Origin of the sequence: Halomonas sp., from assembly GCF_014859505.1 — a bacterium.
Classification (GTDB): domain Bacteria; phylum Pseudomonadota; class Gammaproteobacteria; order Pseudomonadales; family Halomonadaceae; genus Halomonas.
Genome location: NZ_JACUUD010000003.1, coordinates 1 through 20460, shown reverse-complemented (window position 1 = coordinate 20460; position 20460 = coordinate 1). Strand labels below are relative to the sequence as shown.

The following is a 20460-nucleotide window of genomic DNA, read 5'->3' as shown; positions in this document are numbered from 1 at the left end:
TTATAGCGACGCCCTGAGCGCCTCCAGCACCGGTGCGGTATCGGGGCGCCTGCCGCGCCATTGGAAGAAGGACTCCGCCGCCTGCTCCACCAGCATGCCGAGGCCATCCAGAGTGCGCGCACCTCGCTCGGCGGCCCAGCGCAGGAACACCGTGGGTTCGGCGCCGTACATCATGTCGTAGGCGGTGGCGCCCGCCGAGAAGAGATCATCGGGCAGCGGCGGCAGGTCCCCGGCCAGGCTCGCGCTGGTGCCGTTGATCACCACATCGAAGGCGCCATCCACGGCATCGAAGCCGCCGCCCGTGATCTCGCCCAGCTCGCGGAAGTCGGCGGCCAGGGCGCGGGCCTTGGCCGCCGTGCGGTTGGCCACGAGCAGGCTCGCCGGCGCCTCGGCCAGCAGCGGCTCCAGCACGCCGCGCACCGCCCCGCCGGCGCCCAGCACCAGGATATGCGCCCCGGCCAGGGTCACGCCATGGCGTACGAGATCGCGCACCAGCCCCACCCCGTCGGTGGTGTCGCCATAGGTCAGGCCGTTCTTTCCCAGCAGCAGGGTGTTCACCGCCCCGGCGCGCCGGGCGCGCTGGCTCAGGGTGTCGCAGAGGCGGAAGGCCTCCTCCTTGAAGGGCACGGTGACGTTGGCGCCGCGCCCCCCCTCGCCCACGAAGCGCCGCCAGGACCCGGCGAAGTCCTCCAGGGGCGCCTCGATGGCGGTGTACTCCATGGCCTGGCCGGTCTGGGCCGCGAAGGCGGCGTGGATGGCCGGCGACTTCGAATGGGCCACCGGGTGGCCGAAGACGCAGTAGCGGTCGGTCATGGGTTCTCCTTGATCAGTCATCGAGGCCCGCCTCGCCCAGCCAGTCCCGAGGGCGCAGATACTCCTCGTACAGCAGCGCCTCGGGGCTGCCGGGTTCCGGCGTCCAGGCATACTCCCAGCGCGCCAGGGGCGGCATCGACATCAGGATCGACTCGGTGCGCCCGCCGCTCTGCAGCCCGAACAGGGTGCCGCGGTCCCACACCAGGTTGAACTCCACGTAGCGACCGCGGCGATAGAGCTGGAAGTCGCGCTCGCGCTCGCCCCAGGGCGTCTCGCGGCGGCGGCGCACGATGGGCAGGTAGGCCTCGAGGAAGGCGTCGCCCACGGCACGCTGGAAGGCGAAGCACCGATCGAAGCCCCCCTCGTTGAGGTCGTCGAAGAAGAGCCCCCCCACGCCGCGGGTCTCGTCGCGGTGCTTCAGATAGAAATAGTCATCGCACCACGCCTTGTAGCGCGAGTAGGCGTCGTCGCCGAAGGGCGCGCAGGCCGCGCGGGCGACACGGTGCCAGTGCACCACGTCCTCGAACACCGGGTAGTAGGGGGTCAGGTCGAAGCCGCCGCCGAACCACCAGACGGGATCCTCCCCCGTCTTCTCGGCGATGAAGAAGCGCACGTTGCCGTGGCTGGTAGGGACGTGGGGATTCTCCGGATGCAGCACCCAGGAGACACCCACCGCATGGAAGCTGCGGCCGGCCAGCTCCGGCCGGGCCGCCGTGGCCGAGGGCGGCAGGCGCTCGCCGAAGACATGGGAGAAGTTGACGCCGCCCTTCTCGAACACGCGGCCGTGCTCGATCACCCGGGAGCGCCCGCCGCCCCCCTCGGGGCGCTCCCAGGCGTCCTCGCGGAAGCCCGTGCCGCCGTCCTCGGCGGCGAGGCCGCCACAGAGGCGCTCCTGAAGGTCGAGCAGGTAGGTCTTGACGTCGTCGAGTCGGGCGTGGGCCAAGGCAGTCTCCTCGAGGCCGGGCGGGTGAAAGGGAGGAATCAGGCGCGCGTCAGCTGGCCGGTGAGCAGGTCGCGGATGGTGCTGGGGCGCTCGAGGCCGCCGAGCTCCCCCTCGACGATGGCCTCGACCCCGTCGCCGAAGACCCCGCGCACCTCGTCGGCACTCATGGCCGGCGGTTCACTGGCGATGTTGGCCGAGGTGGAGACGATGGGCCCGCCGAAGGCCTCGCACAGGGCCACCACCAGGGGATGGGCGCTGACCCTCAGCGCCACCCTGTCGTGGCCGCCACGCACCAGGCCGTGGCTGCGACCGTTGTCGGGCACCAGCCAGGTATTGGGGCCCGGCCAGCTGGCCGCCAGCGGCGCGTGGAGCGCCAGGGGCAGCCCCTCGAGCCAGGGGGCGAACTGGGTGATGCTTGCCGCCACCAGGATCACGCCCTTGGCGGGGTCGCGCTGCTTGAGGCGCAGCAGACGCGCCAGGGCCTCGTCGTTGTCCGGGTCGCAGCCGAGCCCCCACACGGCCTCGGTGGGATAGGCGATCACTCCACCTCGGCGCAGGGCGGCAGCGGCGTGGGCGATCTGGCTGGCCTGGCTCATGGGGACTCCTCGAAGGGCTGGGCTCATGAATGGCCGGGGATTCTATCATGCCCCCGAGAGCCGCACCCAGCCGCCGGCGGCGTGGGCCACCCGCCCCTCCAGCTCGAGCTCCAGCAGGCGCCGCTGGCACTCGGCGATGCCCAGCCCCGAGAGCCCCACCAGGGTATCCACCGGCGTCGGCTGGCCGCTCAGCCAGCGCAGCAGCGGCTCGCCGGGAGAGGCGCCCTCCTCCGCGAGGGGCGGGTCTGCCGGCAGCCGGGGGCTCGCTGCGGGCAGCCACTGGGTCAGCTCGGCGACGATATCGTCGACCTCGCGCACCAGCACGGCCCCGTCACGGATCAGCCGCAGGCAGCCCCGGGCCTGGGGGTTGTGGATGGAGCCGGGCAGCGCGAAGACCTCGCGGCCCTGCTCGGCGGCCAGGCGGGCGCTGACCAGGGAGCCGCTGCGCTCGGCCGCCTCCACCACCAGCACGCCGAAGGAGAGACCGGTGACGATGCGGTTGCGCCGGGGAAAGAAGGCCGGCCGCGCCGGCGTGCCGGGCGGATGCTCGGAGAGCAGCAGGCCACCCGGCTCGCGCAGCCGCGCGTGCAGGCGGTGGTGGCGCGGCGGGTAGACCACATCCACGCCGCAGCCGAGCACCGCGACGCTTACGCCTCCGGCCTCCAGGGCCGCCTGCTGGGCGGCGGCATCGATGCCCAGCGCCATGCCGCTGACCACGCACCAGCCGCGCCCGGCAAGCTCCCGGGCGAAGGCGGCGGCGTTGGCCAGCCCCTCGCGAGTGGCCCGCCGCGCGCCCACCATGGCCAGGCGCGGTGGTTCGAGCGCGGCCAGGTCGCCCCAGGCCCACAGCAGGGGCGGCGGGTCGGGGATCTCGGCGAGCAGGGTCGGCCAGCAGGGATGACCGGGGTGAAGCAGGTGGCGGCCAGGGGCCTCGGCGAGCCACGCCTCGTCCCGGGCGATCTCGTCAGCGAGGGGGCTGCGCCCGGGGTGATCGAGCCACAGACGCAGCGCCGTGGCGGCCTCCCGGGGGAGCAGCGCCAGCCAGCCATCGGGCCAGGCGGTGACCGTGGTGGCCAGTTCGGCCAGCCGCGCCCCACCCAGGCCAGGCAGCCTGGCGAGGGCCAGCCACTCCCGGGCGCCGGGCCGCTGGGCAGGCATGCTGATGCCTCAGCGAAGGGCGGCGCCCAGGGCGCGCTCGGGGCTATGCACGCGATCCCCTACCGAGAGGGTGCGGCTGGCCTTCATCACCAGGCCGTAGCTCATCTTCTCGTAGGGCTGGAAGACCATCACCAGGCCGGCATCCTCGCCGGGCAGGCGCAGGGACTCGCCGGTGCGCGGGTCGCTGACCAGCTCGCCCCGCTGTTCGACCATCAGCACATGGCCGGGCGCGAGACCGTCGCGGCGCCCGCGATCCAGCGCCACCACCTGCAGGCGGCCGATGAACTGCACGCCCCCCGGCACCGCCAGGATGGTGCCCTCCACCTCGCGCTCCGGGGCGCGGGGATAGAACTCGGTCACCAGGTCGCGGACCTCCAGGGGCAGCACGATGTCGTTGTTGCGTACCTCCTGGCGTGAGGAGGTCACCTCCAGCACCACGATCTCCTCCTCCTGGCGCTCGCGGCGGGCCTGGCCGACGCTCTCCAGCTCCAGGCCCAGCAGCTCGCCGGTGGCCGGATCCAGGAAGCGCTCGCCCACCCGGTAGAAGCCGACCCGGCCGCTGCCCTCCACCTCCCCGCGGGCATAGAGGCGATCGCCCACGCCGCTCATCAGGCGGCGATCGTCGCCGCCCACCACGTAGGCCAGCTCGTCGAGGGCGTCGGGGTCGTCGACGACCCGATGGTCGCGCAGGAAGTGGCGGACCGCCTCCAGGGGAATCGGCTCGATCGCCTCGCGGTGGGGAATGGTGCGCATCTCCGGAGAGAGCCGCACCTGCCCCTGGCCGCGCTCCAGCCCCAGGCAGGGGCGGCCGTTGCAGTCATAGAGGTAGACAACATCCCCCGGGTAGATCAGGTGCGGGTTGCGGATCTGGGGATTGACCTGCCACACCTCGGGCCACTGCCAGGGGTGCTGAAGGAAGCGGCCGGAGATGTCCCACAGGGTATCGCCACGCACCACGGTGTAACGGTCCGGGGCGTCTCCCCGCAGGCCATCATTCCAGTTGAGCCCCTGGGCCAGGGCGCCCCCGGCCAGCCCCCCCAGGGCCAGCGCCATGCCCAGCAGCATCGCCGCGCTGGCTGGCCAGCGGCGCCGCACCTTGCCCTCTTGTGTCTGCTTCATCCCTGCTCTCCCCGCGTCGTTTACCTGGCCCTGTGCGCTCTCATCGAACCCGGCCGGCATGCTATAGTCTTAGGTTATCGACGTGATGCGCGTTCGGCGGTTTCTCTACCGACGGCGCCCCTCTAGAATAGTGTCATTCTGTAAATGACAGCATAACGGTGAAACCAACGCCATGGCCAAATTACCGATCCTCGAATTCCCCGACGAGCGCCTGCGCACCAGGGCAGCGCCGGTGGATGCGGTCGACGACGAGGTCCGTCAACTGGTCGATGACATGCTCGAGACCATGTACGACGCCCGCGGCATCGGGCTGGCCGCGAGCCAGGTGAACATCCACCGCCGCGTCATCGTGATGGACGTCAGCGACGACCAGACCCGCCCGCTGGTGCTGATCAACCCCGAGGTCACCCCGATCGGCGACGAGCGCGACCTCATGAGCGAGGGCTGCCTGTCGATTCCCGAGTACTATGCCGAGGTGCCCCGGTCGCTCAAGGTTCGCCTCAGGGCGCTGGATCGCGACGGCAAGCCCTACGAGCTCGAGGCCGACGGCCTGCTGGCCCACTGCATCCAGCACGAGCACGACCACCTCGAGGGGGTGCTGTTCGTCGACTACCTCTCGCCGCTAAAGCGCGACCGGGTAATGAAGAAGATGCAGAAGCGCCACAAGCAGATGCAGACCGCCTGAACCCCGCACCGTCTCCCCGCTCCAGCCAGAAGGCCGACCACCCGTCGGCCTTCGTCGTTTGTGGCCGGCTCCGTTATCATTGGAGACATCCACTCCCCGGCCAGGCCCGAACCATGTCCCGACCCCACGACTCTCACTCCCTCCGCGTCATCTTCGCCGGCACGCCCGACTTCGCCGCCGAGAGTCTGCAGGCGCTGCTGGACAGCCGCCACCACGTCATCGCCGTCTATACCCAGCCGGACCGTCCCGCGGGGCGCGGCCGCAAGCTGACTCCGAGCCCGGTCAAGCGTCTCGCCCTCGAGCATGGGCTGCCGGTCCATCAGCCGGAGACGCTCAGGGCGCCCGAGGCCCAGGCCGAGCTGGCCGCCCTGAACGCCGATATCATGGTGGTAGTGGCCTATGGGCTGATCCTGCCCAGGGCGGTGCTTGAGATTCCGCCCCTGGGCTGCCTCAACGTCCACGCCTCGCTGCTGCCGCGCTGGCGCGGCGCCGCCCCCCTCCAGCGCGCCATCGAGGCCGGCGACGCCGAGAGCGGGGTGACCATCATGCAGATGGACGAGGGCCTCGACACCGGCGCCATGCTGCTGGTGCGGCGCACCCCGATCACCGCCACCACCACCGGCGGCGAGCTCCATGACACCCTGGCAGGCCTAGGCGGCGAGGCCATCGTCGAGGCGCTGGACGCCCTGGCAGGCCCTGGCCTGCCCGCCACGCCCCAGCCCGAGGCCGGCGTCACCTATGCCGCCAAGCTCTCCAAGGCCGAGGCCGAGCTGGACTTCCGCGAGCCCGCCGCCTCCCTGGCCGCCCGAGTGCGCGCCTTCAACCCCTGGCCGGTGGCCTGGTGCGCCTTCGACGGCGACCGCCTGCGTCTGCTGATGGCCGAGGCAAGCGGGCTCAGCGACGGTGAGCCCCCCGCCGCCCCCGGCACCCTGCTCGGCCACGACGGCGAGGCCCTGCGCATCGCCTGCGGCCCCGAGGGCAACCAGGTGCTGCGGGTGACCCAGGCCCAGTTGCCCGGCGGCAAGGCGCTGCCGGTGAGTGAACTGCTGCGTGCCCGGGCGGAACGCTTTACGCCTGGCCTGCAGCTGGGCCACCACGACGAGGAGGCCTCCGCATGAGCCAGCCACTCGAGCATCAGCCCCGCGAGCCTCGCCAGCGCAAACGCGGCCTGGAAAACGACGGCGGCCTGGCGGTGCGCGCCGCCGCCGCCCGAGCCCTGGTGCCGGTGATCACCGGCAAGGGGTCGCTTACCGGCCTCGACGACCATCAGGTGGTGGCCCGCGACCGCGCCCTGTTCAAGGCACTCTGCTACGGCACCTGCCGCACCCTGCCCCGCCTCGAGGCCCTGGCGGCGAAGCTGCTGGTCAAGCCCTTCAAGGTGCGCGACGCCGACGTCCAGGCGCTGCTGCTGCTGGGCATCCACCAGCTGCTCTACCTGCGCATTCCGGCTCATGCCGCAGTGGGCGAGACCGCCGGTGCGGCCCGCCTGCTCGGCAAGGAGTGGGCTACCCGGGTGCTCAATGGCTGCCTGCGCCGCCTCCAGCGGGAGGCCGCCGAGCTCCAGGCCGAGGTGGACCGCGACCCGGCGGTGGCGCTGCTGCACCCCCAATGGTTGATCCAGGCGCTGCGCCAGGCCTGGCCCGATGACTGGCGCGCCATCTGCGATGCCAACAACGTGCCCGGCCCCATGACCCTGCGGGTCAACCGCCGCCATGGCGACCGCGAGGCCTACATGGACCGGCTGGCCGCGGCCGGCATCCAGGCGCGGCTCTGCCTGCATGCCCCGGACGGCATCACCCTGGAGACGCCCTGCGACGTCCAGCTGCTGCCGGGCTTCGCCGATGGCGACGTCAGCGTCCAGGACGAGGCCGCCCAGCTCACCAGCGTGCTGCTCGGCCCGGCGCTGGCCCCGCGCCCCGGCGCCCGCGTGCTGGACGCCTGCTGCGCCCCCGGGGGCAAGACCGGACACCTGCTGGAGCTGTTCGACATCGAGATGCACGCGGTGGACAGCGATGCCGAACGCCTGGCCCGGGTCGAGGACGCCCTGGGCCGGCTCGGCCTGGAGGCGCGCCTGGCCCACGGCGATGCCACCGAACGCGACTGGTGGGACGGCGCCCCCTTCGACACCATCCTGCTCGATGCGCCCTGCTCCGGCAGCGGGGTGATCCGTCGACATCCCGACATCAAGCGCCTGCGACGCCCCAGCGACATTCCGGTCCTGGCCACCCTGCAGACGCAACTCCTCGACAACCTGTGGCCGCTGCTGCGTCCCGGTGGCACCCTGCTCTATGCCACCTGCTCGGTGCTGCCGGAGGAGAATAACAAGCAGATCGCCACCTTCCTGTCGCGCACCCCGGACGCCGAGGTCACCACCCCCGGTGACGTGGCCTGGGGACGGCCATGGGGCGCAGGCCGCCAGCTGCTGCCGCAGATCGACAGTCACGATGGCTTCTTCTATGCCAGACTGAAGAAACGGCCAGGCTGAGCCATCGGCCCGACCGCCCCCCCTTTGGCGAGCAACCGGAGTCCCCATGAGCAACCATACCTACAAGCATATCGAGCTGACCGGCTCCTCCGAGGAGGGCATCCAGCAGGCCATCGAGAGTGCCATCACCAAGGCCAGCGAGACCCTGCACGGCATGCGCTGGTTCGAGGTCACCGAGACCCGCGGCCACGTGGAGCACGGTCACGTTGCCCACTGGCAGGTCACCATCAAGGTCGGCTTCACCCTCGACTGATGGCGCGCTGTTCTTCTCCCCGCGGCTGGTTTAGGCTTGCCGCCATCCTATTGCGGCGCACAAGAGGCGCCGCGCTCGCTGCCAGCGGACATCAGACTCCATGAAGATCATCATCCTCGGCGCCGGCCAGGTCGGCGGTACCCTGGCCGAACACCTGGCCCGGGAGGAGAACGACATCACGGTGGTGGACACCGACGGCAACAAGCTGCGTGAGCTGCACACCAAGCTCGACATCCGCACCGTGGTGGGGCCCGGCTCCTATCCCATGGTGCTGCGCCAGGCGGGCTGCGAGGACGCCGACATGCTGATCGCGGTGACCAGCCAGGACGAGGTCAACATGATCGCCTGCCAGGTCGCCCACACCCTGTTTCGCACCCCCACCAAGATCGCCCGTGTCCGCGCCACCGCCTACCTGACCCGCAAGGGGCTGTTTGCCCACGAAGCGGTCCCCATCGACGTGCTGATCAGCCCCGAGCAGGTGGTCACCGACCACATCCGCCGGCTGATCGAGCACCCCGGTGCCCTGCAGGTGCTGGAGTTCGCCGGCGGCCTGGTGCAGCTGGTGGCGGTCAAGGCGATCTACGGCGGCCCCCTGGTGGGCCAGGAGCTGGCCTTCCTGCGCCGCCACATGCCCAGCGTGGATACCCGCGTCGCCGCCATCTACCGCCGCAACCGGCCGATCATCCCCCGCGGCGACACCGTGATCGAGGCCGACGACGAGGTGTTCTTCATCGCCGCCCGGCGCGACATTCGCGCGGTGATGAGCGAGCTGCGCCGCCTCGACCGCGACTTCCGCCGGGTGGTGATCGCCGGTGGCGGCAACATCGGCGAGCGCCTCGCCGAGCACCTGGAGCACAGCCACCAGGTGAAGATCATCGAGCACAACCTGGAGCGCTGCACGGTGCTCTCCGAACGCCTAGACCGCACCGTGGTGCTGCACGGCAGCGCCACCAGCAAGCGGCTGCTGGAGGAGGAGAACATCGAGGAGTGCGACATCTTCTGTGCGCTGACCAACGACGACGAGGTCAACATCATGTCGTCGATGCTGGCCAAACGCATGGGCGCCAAAAAGGTGCTGACCTTGATCAACAACGCCGCCTATGTGGACCTGGTGCAGGGCGGCGAGATCGACATCGCCATCTCGCCCCAGCAGGCCACCATCGGCAGCCTGTTGACCCACGTGCGGCGCGGCGACATCGTCAATGTACACTCGCTGCGCCGCGGCGCGGCGGAGGCCATCGAGGCGATCGCCCACGGCGACACCCAGTCCTCCAGGCTAGTGGGTCGCGCCATCGGCGAGATCGACCTGCCCAAGGGCACCACCATCGGCGCCATCGTGCGCGGCAAGGAGGTGCTGATCGCCCACGACGACGTGGTGGTGGAGTCAGGCGACCACGTGATCCTGTTCGTGATCGACAAGCGCCGGCTGCGCGACGTGGAGCGGCTGTTCCAGGTCGGCCTGACCTTCTTCTAGCCAGACAACCATGGGGAACCTCGCGCGATGAGCCTGCGCATGATCCTGCGCATCCTCGGCATGCTGCTGATGCTGTTCAGCCTGACCATGATGCCGCCGATCCTGATCTCGCTGCTGTTCGGCGACGGCCAGTGGAAGGCCTTCGCGGCGGCCATCGCCATCACGGTGGTGACCGGCGCGCTGATGTTCCTGCCCAACCGCCGTGCTCGCAAGGAGCTGCGTACCCGCGACGGCTTTCTGATCGCCGCGCTGTTCTGGAGCGTGCTGGCGCTGTTCGGCTCGCTGCCGCTGATGCTCACCGGGGAGTCCGCCCTCTCGATCACCGATGCGGTCTTCGAGTCCTTCTCGGGGCTGACCACCACCGGGGCCACGGTGATCACCGGCATCGAGTTCCTGCCCGAGTCGATCCTCTACTACCGCCAGCAACTGCAGTGGCTGGGCGGCATGGGCATCGTGGTGCTGGCAGTGGCGATCCTGCCGACGCTGGGCGTCGGTGGCATGGCCCTCTACCGCACCGAGATCCCGGGCCCGCTCAAGGACTCCAAGCTCACCCCGCGCATCACCGAGACTGCCAAGGCGCTGTGGTACATCTACGCCTCCCTCACCGTGGCCTGCATGCTGGCCTACATGGCCGCCGGGATGAACTGGTTCGACGCCCTGGGCCATAGCTTTTCCACCGTGGCCATCGGCGGCTTCTCCACCTACGACGCCAGCATCGGTCACTTCGACAGCGCCGTGATCGAGATGATCTGCGTGTTCTTCCTGATCGTCTCCGCGGTGAGCTTCAGCCTGCACTTCGTCGCCTGGCGCGAGCGGCGAGTCACCCACTACTTCCAGGACCCCGAGGCCCACTTCCTGCTGCTCTTCCTGCTCGGCCTGGCGGTGATCACCGTGGTCTCGCTGTGGCTCACCAATACCTATGACACTGAGCGCGGCCTGCGCCACGGCATCTTCCAGGTGGTCTCGGTGGCCACCACCGCCGGCTTCGGGGTCGCCGACTTCTCGGCCTGGCCGGGGGCGCTGCCCTTCCTGCTGTTCATGGCCGCCTTCGTCGGCGGTTGTTCCGGCTCCACCGGGGGCGGCATGAAGGTGATCCGCATCATCCTCATCCTCAAGCAGGGGATGCGCGAGGTGATGCGCCTGATCCACCCCAATGCGGTGATCGCGGTGAAGGTGGGCAAGGTGAGCGTGCCGGACGGCATCGCCCAGGCAGTGTGGGGCTTCTTCTCGGTCTACGTGATGCTGTTCTTCCTGATGCTGGTGGGCGTCATGGCCACCGGGGTCGACCAGGTCACCGCCTGGTCCACCGTGGCCTCGGCGCTCAACAACCTGGGGCCGGCGCTGGGGGAGGCCTCCGGAAACTACGGCGACCTGCCGGCCCTGGCCAAGTGGATCCTGGTGATGGCCATGCTGCTCGGCCGCCTGGAGATCTTCACCGTGCTGGTGCTGTTTACTCCGGCCTTCTGGCGGCGCTGAGCGGATTTGGCCCGACCGGATCCATCGTGGATAATCCCTCCCTCTCACTTCTTCATACAGAGCGTCCATGACCGACTCCCAGGACACCGCGATGCCCACCGACTCCCCGGCCGGAGTGACCGGCCCGCGCCGCGTCATCCAGGTGGGCGAGACCCGCTACACCCTGCTGGGCACGGCACACGTCTCCGCCGAGAGCGCACTGGACGTGCGCGCGCTGATCCGCTCCGGCGAGTTCGACGCCGTGGCCATCGAGCTGTGTGATTCGCGCCACCACAGCCTCGCCAACCCGGACGCCCTGCATAACCAGGACCTGTTCGAGATCTTCCGCCAGGGCAAGGCGGGCATGGTGGCGGCGAGCCTGGCGCTGGGCGCCTTCCAGCAGCGCGTGGCCGAGCAGTCAGGGATCGAGCCCGGCGCCGAGATGCGCGCCGCCCTGGAGGAGAGCCGCGAGGCGGGCCTGCCGCTGCTGCTGATCGATCGCGACGTGGGGGTCACCCTAAAGCGCATCTACCACAATGTGCCCTGGTGGCAGCGCTTCTCGCTGTTCTCGGGGCTGCTGGGCAGCGTGCTGTCGCGCCAGGACGTCTCCGCCGCGGAGATCGAGCGGCTCAAGGAGGGGGATGTCCTGGAGTCCACCTTCAGCGAGTTCGCCGCCGAGTCCGAGACCCTCTACACGCCCCTGATCACCGAACGGGACCGCTACATGGTGCTGCGCCTGGCGGAAGAGGCGCCCCCGGGGCGCTACCGCCACGTGCTGGTGGTGATCGGCGCCGGCCACATGAAGGGCATGGCCGAGGACCTGGAGGGAGCCTCTCCGGCCGACCCCAGCGCCGAACGCCGGGAACTGGAGGTGACACCGCCACCGTCGAAGGTCTGGAAGTCGCTGCCCTGGCTGATCACCGCGCTGGTACTGACCGGCTTCGCCATCGGCTTCTCGCGCAACACCGAGCTGGGCTGGCAGCTCGTCGGCGAGTGGTTCCTGATCAACGGCGTGCTCTCGGCCGCGGCCACCCTGGTGGCCCTGGCCCATCCGCTGACAGTGGCGGCGACCTTCTTCGCCGCCCCGCTCACCTCGCTCAACCCCACCATCGGCGCCGGCTTCGTGGCCGCCGGGGTGGAGCTCTACCTGCGAAAGCCCAAGGTGCGGGACTTCTCGACCCTGCGCCATGACGTCACCGAGCTGAAAGGCTGGTGGCGCAACCGGGTCTCGCGCACCCTGCTGGTCTTCATGCTGGCCACCCTGGGTTCCGCCGCCGGCACCTGGATCGCCGGTTTCCGCATCGCCGGGGCCCTGTTCGGCAGCGGCTCGGCCTGATCACCCCTTTCTCGCCAGCAGGCGCCGCATCGCCGCCGTCGGCGCCTGGATCTTCTCGAAGCGCCGGCTGGCGGCATAGCTCTCGTTGAAGGCGTCGAAGTAGTCGTCCAGGGCCTGGGCGGCCGAGTCGTCACCCCCCTGGCGCAGCAGCTCGGCGGCCACCTCGGCAGTGCACAGGTGCTCGGCGGAGGCCGGCTTGCGCAGCCGGTAGCGGGTCAGCCGCTCGCTGTGCAGCGGCAGTACCGGCAGCCGGTCGAGGTAGGGGCTCTTGCGGAAGATGCGCCGCGCCTGGCGCCAGGTGCCGTCCAACAGCACGTAGACCGGCGTGCGCCCGGCGGCCTTCGCCTCGGCCACGGCGTCGATGCCCACCACCCGCTCGGCGTAGTCGGGCTGGTCATCGGGAAAGATCACGAAGGGGGCGTAGCGCTCGTCTTCGAGCAGCGCCAGCAGCCGCTCGTCCGGCGCGGTGCGATACCAGGTGAAGACCTCGGTGTCCGGCAGCACGTCGCGGATCAGCCGCCCGGTATTGGTGGGCTTGTGGTGCTCCATGGAGTGGGTCAGAAGCCACACCCGGGCCTCGCTTTCTGCCTTCACCGCATAGGGGCAGAGGCAGTTCAGCTCGGGCAGATTGCAGTCCGGACAGCGCGCAACGAGGCTGCCGCGGGACTTGAACTCACGCCGCGGTGGACGCGGATGACCGGTCCCGGGGTCACGGAAGGGAGCGGTCCCGGGGTCACGGAAGGGAGCGGTCCCGGGGTCACGGGAAAGCACCCCGTCGGGAAGACGATCGGCACAGGCATCGGGCTTATCGTGCTGCATGGCGGCTACCGCATCGGAAGAGGCGCCGCATTCTAGCACCTCCGCAGGCGCCCTTCAGGAAGCCAGCAGGGTCTCCGGCACCCAGAGCCGCCCCTCGCGCCGCCAGTGGCGCACCAGCGCCGGCACCCCCTTGCCGGCCGGCTGACTGAGCCGGGTCACCCCGGGCGGGGCCAGCGTCTGGGCCTCGGGGTCCACCAGCACGCAGGGGGCGTCGAAGGGCGCGTATTGCAGTAAAGAGGCCGCCGGCATCACGGCCAGTGACGTGCCCACCACCAGCAGCAGGTCCGCCTCGCCGACCAGCTCGCAGGCCTCCCCGAAGTGGGGCACCTCCTCGCCGAACCAGACCACGTCGGGCCGAAGCTGGCTGCCCTTGTCGCAGATGTCGCCCAGTTCGATGCCGCCGCGCGGCAGGGAGTAGTGCATGCGGCGGTCCACCGTGGAGCGCGCCTTGAGGATCTCGCCGTGCAGGTGCAGCACCTGACGGGAACCGGCCCGCTCGTGCAGATCATCGATGTTCTGGGTGATGATGCTGACCCGGAAGCCCCGCTTCTCAAGCGCCGCCAGCGCCTTGTGGGCGGCATTGGGCCGAGCCCGGCGCACCTGGTCGCGGCGCGCATTATAGAACGCCAGCACCCTGCCAGGGTCGCGCCGCCAGGCGCCAGGCGTGGCCACCTCCTCCACGGGGTGGTCGGCCCACAGGCCATCCTCGGCGCGGAAGGTCTGGATGCCGCTCTCGGCACTGATCCCTGCCCCGGTGAACACCACCAGGTGCGGCGCTCGCTGCTTGGCCATTCACCACCTCTCGCCGATTGCTCTCTCGCCCCGTACGTGACGCCCACCTGCCAGGTCCCTGAAATTACCACTGGCGACCCCGGTGGGGCCAGAAGGGGCACCTTCGTCCCGTTCAGCAGGACGTCATCGGGATGACACGTCACCGTCATCAATCCCCGTCAGGGTAGGGAGCGATTGCTCCCAAGCCATGCCTTCCCATGATCATCCCGAGGTGACACGTGAAAAAGTCCCTGCTTCCCCTGGCCGCCGCCCTCAGCCTGGCCGCTGCTACCCAGGCCCAGGCCGCCGAGTCCTGTCCCACCACCCTGCGCTTTGCCGATACCGGCATCGAGGGCAGCGAGGAGCTGCAGCGCGCCTACCAGGGCTTCGTCGACGAGGTCGAGTCGCGCCTGGGCGTGACGGTGGAGTTCTTCCCGGTGGGCAACCGCACCACCGCCATCAACGCGCTGCGCTTCGAACAGGTCGATATCGTGCTGGCCGGGCCCTCCGAGTACGTGCTGATGACCGAGCGAGTCCCGGGCACCAGGCCGATCACCGCCATCGTGCGCCCCGACTACTACTCGGTGTTCATCGCCCCCACCGACAGCGACATCGAAAGCCTCGATGACCTCAATGGCAAGCACGTCGCCATGAAGGACCACGGCTCCACCACCGGCCACATCATGCCCAGCTACATGCTGAGCCAGGCCGGCCTGGACATCGACCGCGACCTGCGCATCTCGCTGCTCGACGGCGCTCGCATGCAGGCCCTGGCCTCCGGCGAGGTGGACGCCGTCGGCACCGGCGTGCGCGACTTCGCCCCCTTCGTCGCCCAGCACGGCGAGGCGAACTACCGCATCATCGCCCGCGGCCAGGACATGCCGGGCGACCCCATGGTGGCCGGCCCGCACCTCTCCGCCGAGTGCATCAGCGAGATGCAGGAGGCCTTCATGAACGACCCCGACGGCCTGCTGCAGGCGATCCTCGCCCCGGGCGAGCGCGACAAGTACCTGGGCGCCGAGATGGTGCTGGTGGATGACAGCGAGTACGACATGGTGCGCGAATCCTACGCCCTGCTGGGCCTCTCCGACTGATGGAGCTTCCATGCAGCTGAGCATCGACACTATCACCAAGGTCTATCCGGACGGGACCCGTGCCCTCGACGGGCTGTCGTTCGACGTCAGCCCCGGGGAAGGCGTGGTCATCCTCGGCCACAACGGCTGCGGCAAGTCGACGCTGATGAAGTGCCTGACCGGCCTGGAGCGCCCCACCTCGGGGCGCCTCAGCCTGGCCGGCGTCGACCTCACCTCGGCATCGCGTCACGAGCTGCGGCCCCTGCGCCAGCGCATCGGCTGCGTCTTCCAGAAGTTCAACATGGTCGGCAACCTCTCGGTGCTGCAGAACGTGCTGTTCGGCCTGATGGGGCGCCGCGGCATCCTGGCCAGCCACGCCCTGACCGCCAGCCGGCAGTCACGCCAGGCGGCCATGGAGGCCCTGGAGCGGGTCGGCCTCGCCCACCTGGCGGCGCGCCGCACCGATACCCTCTCCGGGGGCCAGCAGCAGCGCGTGGCCATCGCCCGCATGCTGATGCAGGACGCCGAGATCGTGCTGGCCGACGAGCCGGTGGCCAGCCTCGACCCCCGCGCGGGCCGCGAGGTGATGGAGCTGCTCTGGTCGGTGGTGCGCGAGCGCGGCATGACCGTGCTCTGCGTGCTGCACCAGGTCGAGCTCGCCCGGGAGTACGGCGAGCGGCTGATCGGCCTGCACTCCGGCCAACTAGCCTTTGACAGCCCCGCCGCCCAGATCAGCGACGCCGACATCACGGCCCTCTACCAGACCGATATCACACAGGAGGCTGCCATCGATGAGCGAGTCATCGTCTCGACACAGCGCCCCGCCCAGGCTTGAGCGCCCCTCTCCCATCGCCTTCATCCTGCTGCTGGCCTTCGCGGCCTTCTTCATCAGCGGCTTCTCCAGCGCCAACATCCACTCGGATCGCCTGCTGCGCGGGGTGGCGAACCTCGGCACCTTCTTCGGTGAAGCCCTGCCGCCGGACTTCGCTCGCTGGGACGTGATCGCCATGGCCATGCTGGAGACCTTCCAGATGGCCATCGTCGGGGTGGTGTTCGGGGTGATCCTGAGCCTGCCCATGGCGCTGCTCTGCGCCCGCAACACCAGCCCCCACCCCATCGTCCGGGTGATCGCCCGCAACGTGGTGGCCACCCTGCGCACCGTGCCGGACCTGGTCTGGGCGCTGATCTTCGTGGTCGCCGTGGGGCTCGGCCCGCTCGCCGGGATCCTGGCCATTGTCATGGACACCATCGGCTTCTGCGCGCGCTTCTTCTCGGAGCGCATCGAGGAGGTGGACCCCGGCCCCTGCCAGGCCCTGGCCGCCACCGGCGCCTCGCGCAGCGGCGTGGTCTGCGGGGCCATCCTGCCCGAGTGCACCCCCTCCTTCGTGGCCACCAGCCTCTTCTCGGTGGAGAAGGCGGTGCGCAGCGCCGTGGTGCTGGGCCTCGTCGGCGCCGGCGGCATCGGCGTGGAACTCTCCGCCGCCATGAGCCTGTTCCGCTACGACCAGGCCCTCACCGTGATCCTCGCCATCCTGGTGGTGGTGATCGGCGTGGAGCAGGTCAGCGCCTGGATTCGCAAGCGGGTGATCTAACGGAGATTTCCATGGCACATGCGCTGAAGATCGATCGCCTCCACAAGCGCTTCGGCGATACCGTGGCCCTGGACGGCATCGACCTCGCCCTGCCCCGGGGCCAGGTGCTGGCCCTGCTGGGCCCCTCCGGCTGCGGCAAGACCACCCTGCTGCGCTGCATCGCCGGCCTGATCGAACTCGATGAGGGCGAGGTGCATCTCGGGGGGGAGTGCGTGGCCTCGCGAGGGCGCCACCTGAGCCCCGACGATCGCCGGCTGGGCATGGTCTTCCAGGACTACGCCCTCTGGCCCCACATGAGCGTCTATCAGAACGTGGCCTTTCCGCTGGAGATGCAGGGGGTGAAGGCCAACGCGCGCCGTCCCCAGGTGGAGTGGGCGCTCTCGCTGGTGGGGCTCGCCGACTACGCCGACCGCGCCCCCGGCGCACTCTCCGGAGGCCAGCAGCAGCGGGTGGCACTGGCGCGGGCCATCGTCGCCAGGCCGCGGCTGCTGCTGATGGACGAGCCCCTCTCCAACCTCGACAAGGGGCTGCGCGAGAGCCTGGCTCTCGAGATCCGCAGCCTGATCGAGGAGCTCAACCTGACTGCGGTGTTCGTCACCCATGACCAGCATGAGGCCTTCGCCCTGGCCGACCGGGTCGCCGTCCTGCAGCAGGGCCGGCTGCAGCAGGTCGATTCGCCGGAGGCGCTCTTCCATACCCCGGCAACGCCGGAGATCGCCGACTTCGTGGACGCCGGCACCCTGCTCGATGCCCGGCTCGACGCCGCTGGCCTGGCCATCGCCGACGCTCAGCTGCCGATGGCCTCGGCCTGCGGCTACCGAGGCGAGGTGCGGCTGCTGCTGCCACGCCGCGCTCTGCGTCTGTGCGCCCCCGACGCCGGCCTGGTGCGCGGGCGAATCACCGGTCGCCTGTTCCAGGGCGAGCACCTGGCGCTTCAGCTCACCCTGGCCGATGGTCGCTCACTCAAGCTGCATGCGCCTCATGCGCCGGAGCGGGGCTGCCAGGTGGGGATCGACCTCGATGTCGCCGCCCTGCGCGCCTGGGATGACCGGGCACGGCTGCTCGACCTGGTGCCCCATGCCGACGTGGCGGCCATCGCCGGCGGCTGACCGCGGCCCACCTCGCTGTATACATCATCAAGGAGACCGACATGTTCCCACTGAAGCCCCTTGCCCTCGGCGCCTGCCTGTTCGCCCTGCCGAGCCTGGCGGCCGCCAATGCCTTGACCGTCTACTCCGCCGGCCCTGGCGCGCTGATCGACAATCTCGCTGCCGACTTCACCGAGGAAACCGGTATCGAGGTCAACGTCTTCCAGAGCACCACCGGCCAGGTGATGGCGCGCCTGGAGTCCGAACAGGCCAATCCGCTGGCCGACGTGGTGGTGTCCGCCTCCTGGGACAGCGCCAAGTCGCTGCATGGGGAAGGCCTCCTGCATGAGTACCTTTCTCCCAACGCCGCGACGGTGCCCGACTTCCTCAAGACCAACCATTATGTGGCCCAGGGGGTTTCGGCCCTGGCACTGGTGTGGAATCGCGATAGCGACGTACCCGCCCCCGCCGACTGGAGCGACCTGACCGATGCCGCCTACCGCGACCAGGTGACCATGCCCGACCCGGCCCAGTCCGGCGCCGCCTTCGAGCTGGTCAGCGGCCTGCTCACGGCCATGGGCGAAGACGCTACCTGGTCGCTGATGGAAGCACTCGCCGACAACGGCATGATCGTGCCCGGACCCAACGCTCGCGCCCTAAACCCGGTGCTGCAGGGGGCCAAGTCGGTGGTGTTCGGCGCGGTGGACTACATCTCCCTGGGCCAGCAGGCCGAGGGCGAGGCCATCGAGGTGATCTTCCCCGAGAGCGGCACCGTGATCGCCCCGAGGCCGATGATGATTCTGGCCTCCACCTCGATGCCCGACGAGGCCGAGCGGTTCATCGACTTCGTGCTCTCCGAACAGGGCCAGGCACGCGTCGCCGAGCGCTACCTGATGCCGTCACGCACCGATATCGAGGCGCTGCGCCCCACCATCGAGGAGCTGACCCTGATCGAGGTGGACAGCGAGGCCATGAACGCCCAGCGCGAGGCCATCATTTCCCGCTTCCGCGAGGCCACGGACAGCTGATGTCGGCACCACCTGTCTCTCGCCTGCCCCGCATCACCGGGGCGGGCTTCGTCATGCTGCTGACCGCGGCGGCCCTGCTGCTGCTGGTCGGGCTGCCACTGCTCTACGTGTTGCTTCAGGCGATCTTTCCCGGCTGGTCTCGGGGCGATCTCACCGGCGCCTTCGGCCTGTTCGTGCCGCTGCTCTCCGACCCGGCGCTGCTGGGGCTGCTCGGCAACACCCTGCGCCTGGGTATCGCCGTGGTGGCGACCTGTGCCCTGCTGGCCATCCCGCTGGGCGCATTGCGCGCCCTGACCCGGGTGCCCGGTGGCGCCGCCTGGGATCTGATCTTCCTGATCCCCTTCATGATCCCGCCCTACATCGCCGCGCTCTCCTGGATGCTGACCCTGCAGCCGAGCGGCTATGCCGAACAGCTCAGCGGTGTCGCCGCCAGCCAGTTCCTGTTTTCCTTCTCGGGCATCGTCTTCGTGATGGTGCTCAATGTCTTCCCGGTGGTCTACTTCGCCGTATCGCGCACCATGATGAGCGTTGGCGGCCGCTATGCCGCCGCCGCGCGCGTCAGCGGCGCCGGTGGCTGGCGCGCCTTCTGGCGCATCACCCTGCCGCTCTCCACCCCGGGCATCGCCGCCAGTCTGCTGCTGGTCTTCGCGCTGACCATCGAGGAGTTCGGCACGCCGGCGACCCTGGGCGCCCAGGCGGGCTACAAGGTGCTGGTCACCGGCATCCACGAGCGCTTCGCCGACTGGCCCATCGATATTCCGGGTGCGGCGGTGCTGTCGCTGCTGCTGGTGATGCTGGCCATGGCGGCCTTTTACCTGCAGCACTGGCTGGTGACGCGGCGCTCCTTCGTCAGCCAGACCGGCAAGCCGGCGGCGGTGGAGCGCGTCGAACTGGGTCCCTGGCGCTGGGCGGTGCTGGGTTTCTTCAGCCTGGTGGCGCTGGCCGCCGTGGCGGTGCCGATACTCGCCGTGCTGGCCACCGCCTTCACCGGCACCCTCTCCGGCGGCCTGACCCTGGAGAACCTGTCGCTGCGCCACTTCGAGGCGCTGCTGGCCAACCGCGGCGGCGCCCTGCAGGCGCTCTCTACCAGCCTGGGACTGGCCATCGGCGCGGCGCTGCTCACCGGCGTGCTGGGGGCCCTGGTGGGTTATCTGGTGGTACGCGCCCGGCTGCGGGGGAAGGGGCTGCTCGACCTGCTCTCGCTGCTGCCCAACACCATGCCCGGCATCGTGGTGGCCGTGGGGCTGATCCTGGCCTGGAACCAGGCCTGGTGGCCGATCCAGATCTACAACACCGGTGCCATGCTGCTGCTTGCATACGCCTGCCTGCTGCTGCCCTATCCGGTGCGCTACGCCTCGGCGGCCTTCCGCCAGATGGGCGAGAGCCTGGAGGCGGCGGCGCGGGTCTGCGGGGCCGGCTTCTTCACCGCCTTCCGGCGCATCCTGCTGCCGGCCCTGGCGCCCAGCCTGATCGTCTCCATGCTGCTGGTGTTCGCCATCGCCTCCCGGGAACTGGTGGCCTCGCTGATGGTGGCGCCCGCCGGCATGCGCACGGTCTCCACCTTCGTGTTCGGCCAGTTCGAGCAGGGCTCACCCGGCGTCGGCATGGCAATGAGTGCCGTGGCGATCTTCACCACCACGGCGCTGCTGGTGGCGCTGACGGTGTTCAGCCGCAGGCGGCTGCCCATTTCAGCATGAATAGCAGCTCCTCCGTCAGGATTTAAAAGGAGAACTCATATGATCGATAACTCAGAAGCTCTAGCCCGGAAATTG

Annotated in this window: 20 protein-coding genes; 13 read left to right on the top strand and 7 right to left on the bottom strand. The window is 69.9% G+C overall.

The genetic code is table 11. The features are described from left to right. The 5 genes from aroE to IBX53_RS00805 are packed head-to-tail and all read right to left on the bottom strand — an operon-like array spanning window position 1 to window position 4629. Window positions 1-813 (bottom strand): shikimate dehydrogenase, encoded by an 813-nt coding sequence (gene aroE / locus IBX53_RS00825; RefSeq protein ID WP_290903881.1) that lies wholly within the window; start codon window positions 811-813, stop codon window positions 1-3. A 13-nt stretch (window positions 814-826) separates the two neighbouring features. Beyond that, window positions 827-1756, bottom strand: coding sequence for an oxygen-dependent coproporphyrinogen oxidase (gene hemF, locus IBX53_RS00820; RefSeq protein WP_290903879.1), 930 nt, complete (start codon window positions 1754-1756; stop codon window positions 827-829). A 38-nt stretch (window positions 1757-1794) separates the two neighbouring features. After that, a complete protein-coding gene (locus IBX53_RS00815; RefSeq protein ID WP_290903877.1) occupies window positions 1795-2352 on the bottom strand; it encodes a Sua5/YciO/YrdC/YwlC family protein in 558 nt (185 codons plus the stop codon). Between the two features lie 45 nt (window positions 2353-2397). Beyond that, window positions 2398-3510 carry a DNA-processing protein DprA gene (gene dprA / locus IBX53_RS00810; protein ID WP_290903875.1) on the bottom strand — a complete coding sequence of 371 codons (1113 nt, stop codon included), beginning with the start codon at window positions 3508-3510 and terminating at the stop codon, window positions 2398-2400. A gap of 9 nt (window positions 3511-3519) precedes the next feature. Then, on the bottom strand, window positions 3520-4629 hold the full coding sequence (locus tag IBX53_RS00805) for a LysM peptidoglycan-binding domain-containing protein (protein ID WP_290903873.1): 1110 nt from the start codon (window positions 4627-4629) through the stop codon (window positions 3520-3522). A gap of 172 nt (window positions 4630-4801) precedes the next feature. On the opposite strand from IBX53_RS00805, the gene def reads away from it, so the two are divergent. The 7 genes from def (at window position 4802) to IBX53_RS00770 (ending at window position 12317) form a co-directional block, all read left to right on the top strand. Next, complete coding sequence (gene def, locus IBX53_RS00800; protein WP_290903871.1) at window positions 4802-5314, top strand: peptide deformylase; 513 nt, start codon at window positions 4802-4804, stop codon at window positions 5312-5314. Window positions 5315-5427: 113 nt separating this feature from the next. Beyond that, complete coding sequence (fmt, locus tag IBX53_RS00795; RefSeq protein ID WP_290903869.1) at window positions 5428-6432, top strand: methionyl-tRNA formyltransferase; 1005 nt, start codon at window positions 5428-5430, stop codon at window positions 6430-6432. Continuing rightward, on the top strand, window positions 6429-7799 hold the full coding sequence (gene rsmB, locus IBX53_RS00790) for a 16S rRNA (cytosine(967)-C(5))-methyltransferase RsmB (RefSeq protein ID WP_290903867.1): 1371 nt from the start codon (window positions 6429-6431) through the stop codon (window positions 7797-7799). The genes fmt and rsmB overlap by 4 nt, the downstream gene beginning before the upstream one ends. A gap of 46 nt (window positions 7800-7845) precedes the next feature. Further along, a complete protein-coding gene (locus IBX53_RS00785) occupies window positions 7846-8052 on the top strand; it encodes a dodecin (protein ID WP_290903865.1) in 207 nt (68 codons plus the stop codon). Between the two features lie 100 nt (window positions 8053-8152). Then, window positions 8153-9526 (top strand): Trk system potassium transporter TrkA, encoded by a 1374-nt coding sequence (gene trkA / locus IBX53_RS00780; RefSeq protein WP_290903863.1) that lies wholly within the window; start codon window positions 8153-8155, stop codon window positions 9524-9526. A gap of 27 nt (window positions 9527-9553) precedes the next feature. Next, the gene (locus IBX53_RS00775; protein WP_290903861.1) at window positions 9554-11002 is read left to right on the top strand and encodes a TrkH family potassium uptake protein; all 1449 of its coding nucleotides are present in this window, start codon (window positions 9554-9556) and stop codon (window positions 11000-11002) included. A 67-nt stretch (window positions 11003-11069) separates the two neighbouring features. Then, window positions 11070-12317 (top strand): TraB/GumN family protein, encoded by a 1248-nt coding sequence (locus IBX53_RS00770; protein WP_290903859.1) that lies wholly within the window; start codon window positions 11070-11072, stop codon window positions 12315-12317. Here IBX53_RS00770 and IBX53_RS00765 read toward each other — a convergent pair whose 3' ends face one another. Further along, complete coding sequence (locus IBX53_RS00765; protein WP_290903857.1) at window positions 12318-13136, bottom strand: tRNA-uridine aminocarboxypropyltransferase; 819 nt, start codon at window positions 13134-13136, stop codon at window positions 12318-12320. It lies immediately after the preceding gene. A 54-nt stretch (window positions 13137-13190) separates the two neighbouring features. After that, window positions 13191-13928 carry a Sir2 family NAD-dependent protein deacetylase gene (locus IBX53_RS00760; protein WP_290903855.1) on the bottom strand — a complete coding sequence of 246 codons (738 nt, stop codon included), beginning with the start codon at window positions 13926-13928 and terminating at the stop codon, window positions 13191-13193. Window positions 13929-14146: 218 nt separating this feature from the next. Here IBX53_RS00760 and phnD point away from each other — a divergent pair, with 218 nt between their 5' ends. Genes phnD through IBX53_RS00730 form a run of 6 tightly spaced genes read left to right on the top strand, consistent with a single transcriptional unit; the run spans window position 14147 to window position 20385 of the window. After that, window positions 14147-15001 (top strand): phosphate/phosphite/phosphonate ABC transporter substrate-binding protein, encoded by an 855-nt coding sequence (phnD, locus tag IBX53_RS00755; RefSeq protein ID WP_290903853.1) that lies wholly within the window; start codon window positions 14147-14149, stop codon window positions 14999-15001. 10 nt (window positions 15002-15011) lie between these two features. Further along, on the top strand, window positions 15012-15815 hold the full coding sequence (gene phnC / locus IBX53_RS00750; protein WP_290903850.1) for a phosphonate ABC transporter ATP-binding protein: 804 nt from the start codon (window positions 15012-15014) through the stop codon (window positions 15813-15815). Beyond that, window positions 15772-16572, top strand: a complete 801-nt coding sequence (phnE, locus tag IBX53_RS00745; RefSeq protein ID WP_290903848.1) for a phosphonate ABC transporter, permease protein PhnE — start codon at window positions 15772-15774, stop codon at window positions 16570-16572. Before phnC ends, phnE begins: the two co-directional genes overlap by 44 nt. 11 nt (window positions 16573-16583) lie before the next feature. After that, the gene (locus tag IBX53_RS00740; protein WP_290903846.1) at window positions 16584-17681 is read left to right on the top strand and encodes an ABC transporter ATP-binding protein; all 1098 of its coding nucleotides are present in this window, start codon (window positions 16584-16586) and stop codon (window positions 17679-17681) included. Window positions 17682-17722: 41 nt separating this feature from the next. Further along, complete coding sequence (locus IBX53_RS00735; protein WP_290903844.1) at window positions 17723-18688, top strand: ABC transporter substrate-binding protein; 966 nt, start codon at window positions 17723-17725, stop codon at window positions 18686-18688. Beyond that, window positions 18688-20385 carry an iron ABC transporter permease gene (locus tag IBX53_RS00730; RefSeq protein WP_290903842.1) on the top strand — a complete coding sequence of 566 codons (1698 nt, stop codon included), beginning with the start codon at window positions 18688-18690 and terminating at the stop codon, window positions 20383-20385. The genes IBX53_RS00735 and IBX53_RS00730 overlap by 1 nt, the downstream gene beginning before the upstream one ends. Window positions 20386-20460 lie beyond the last annotated feature (75 nt).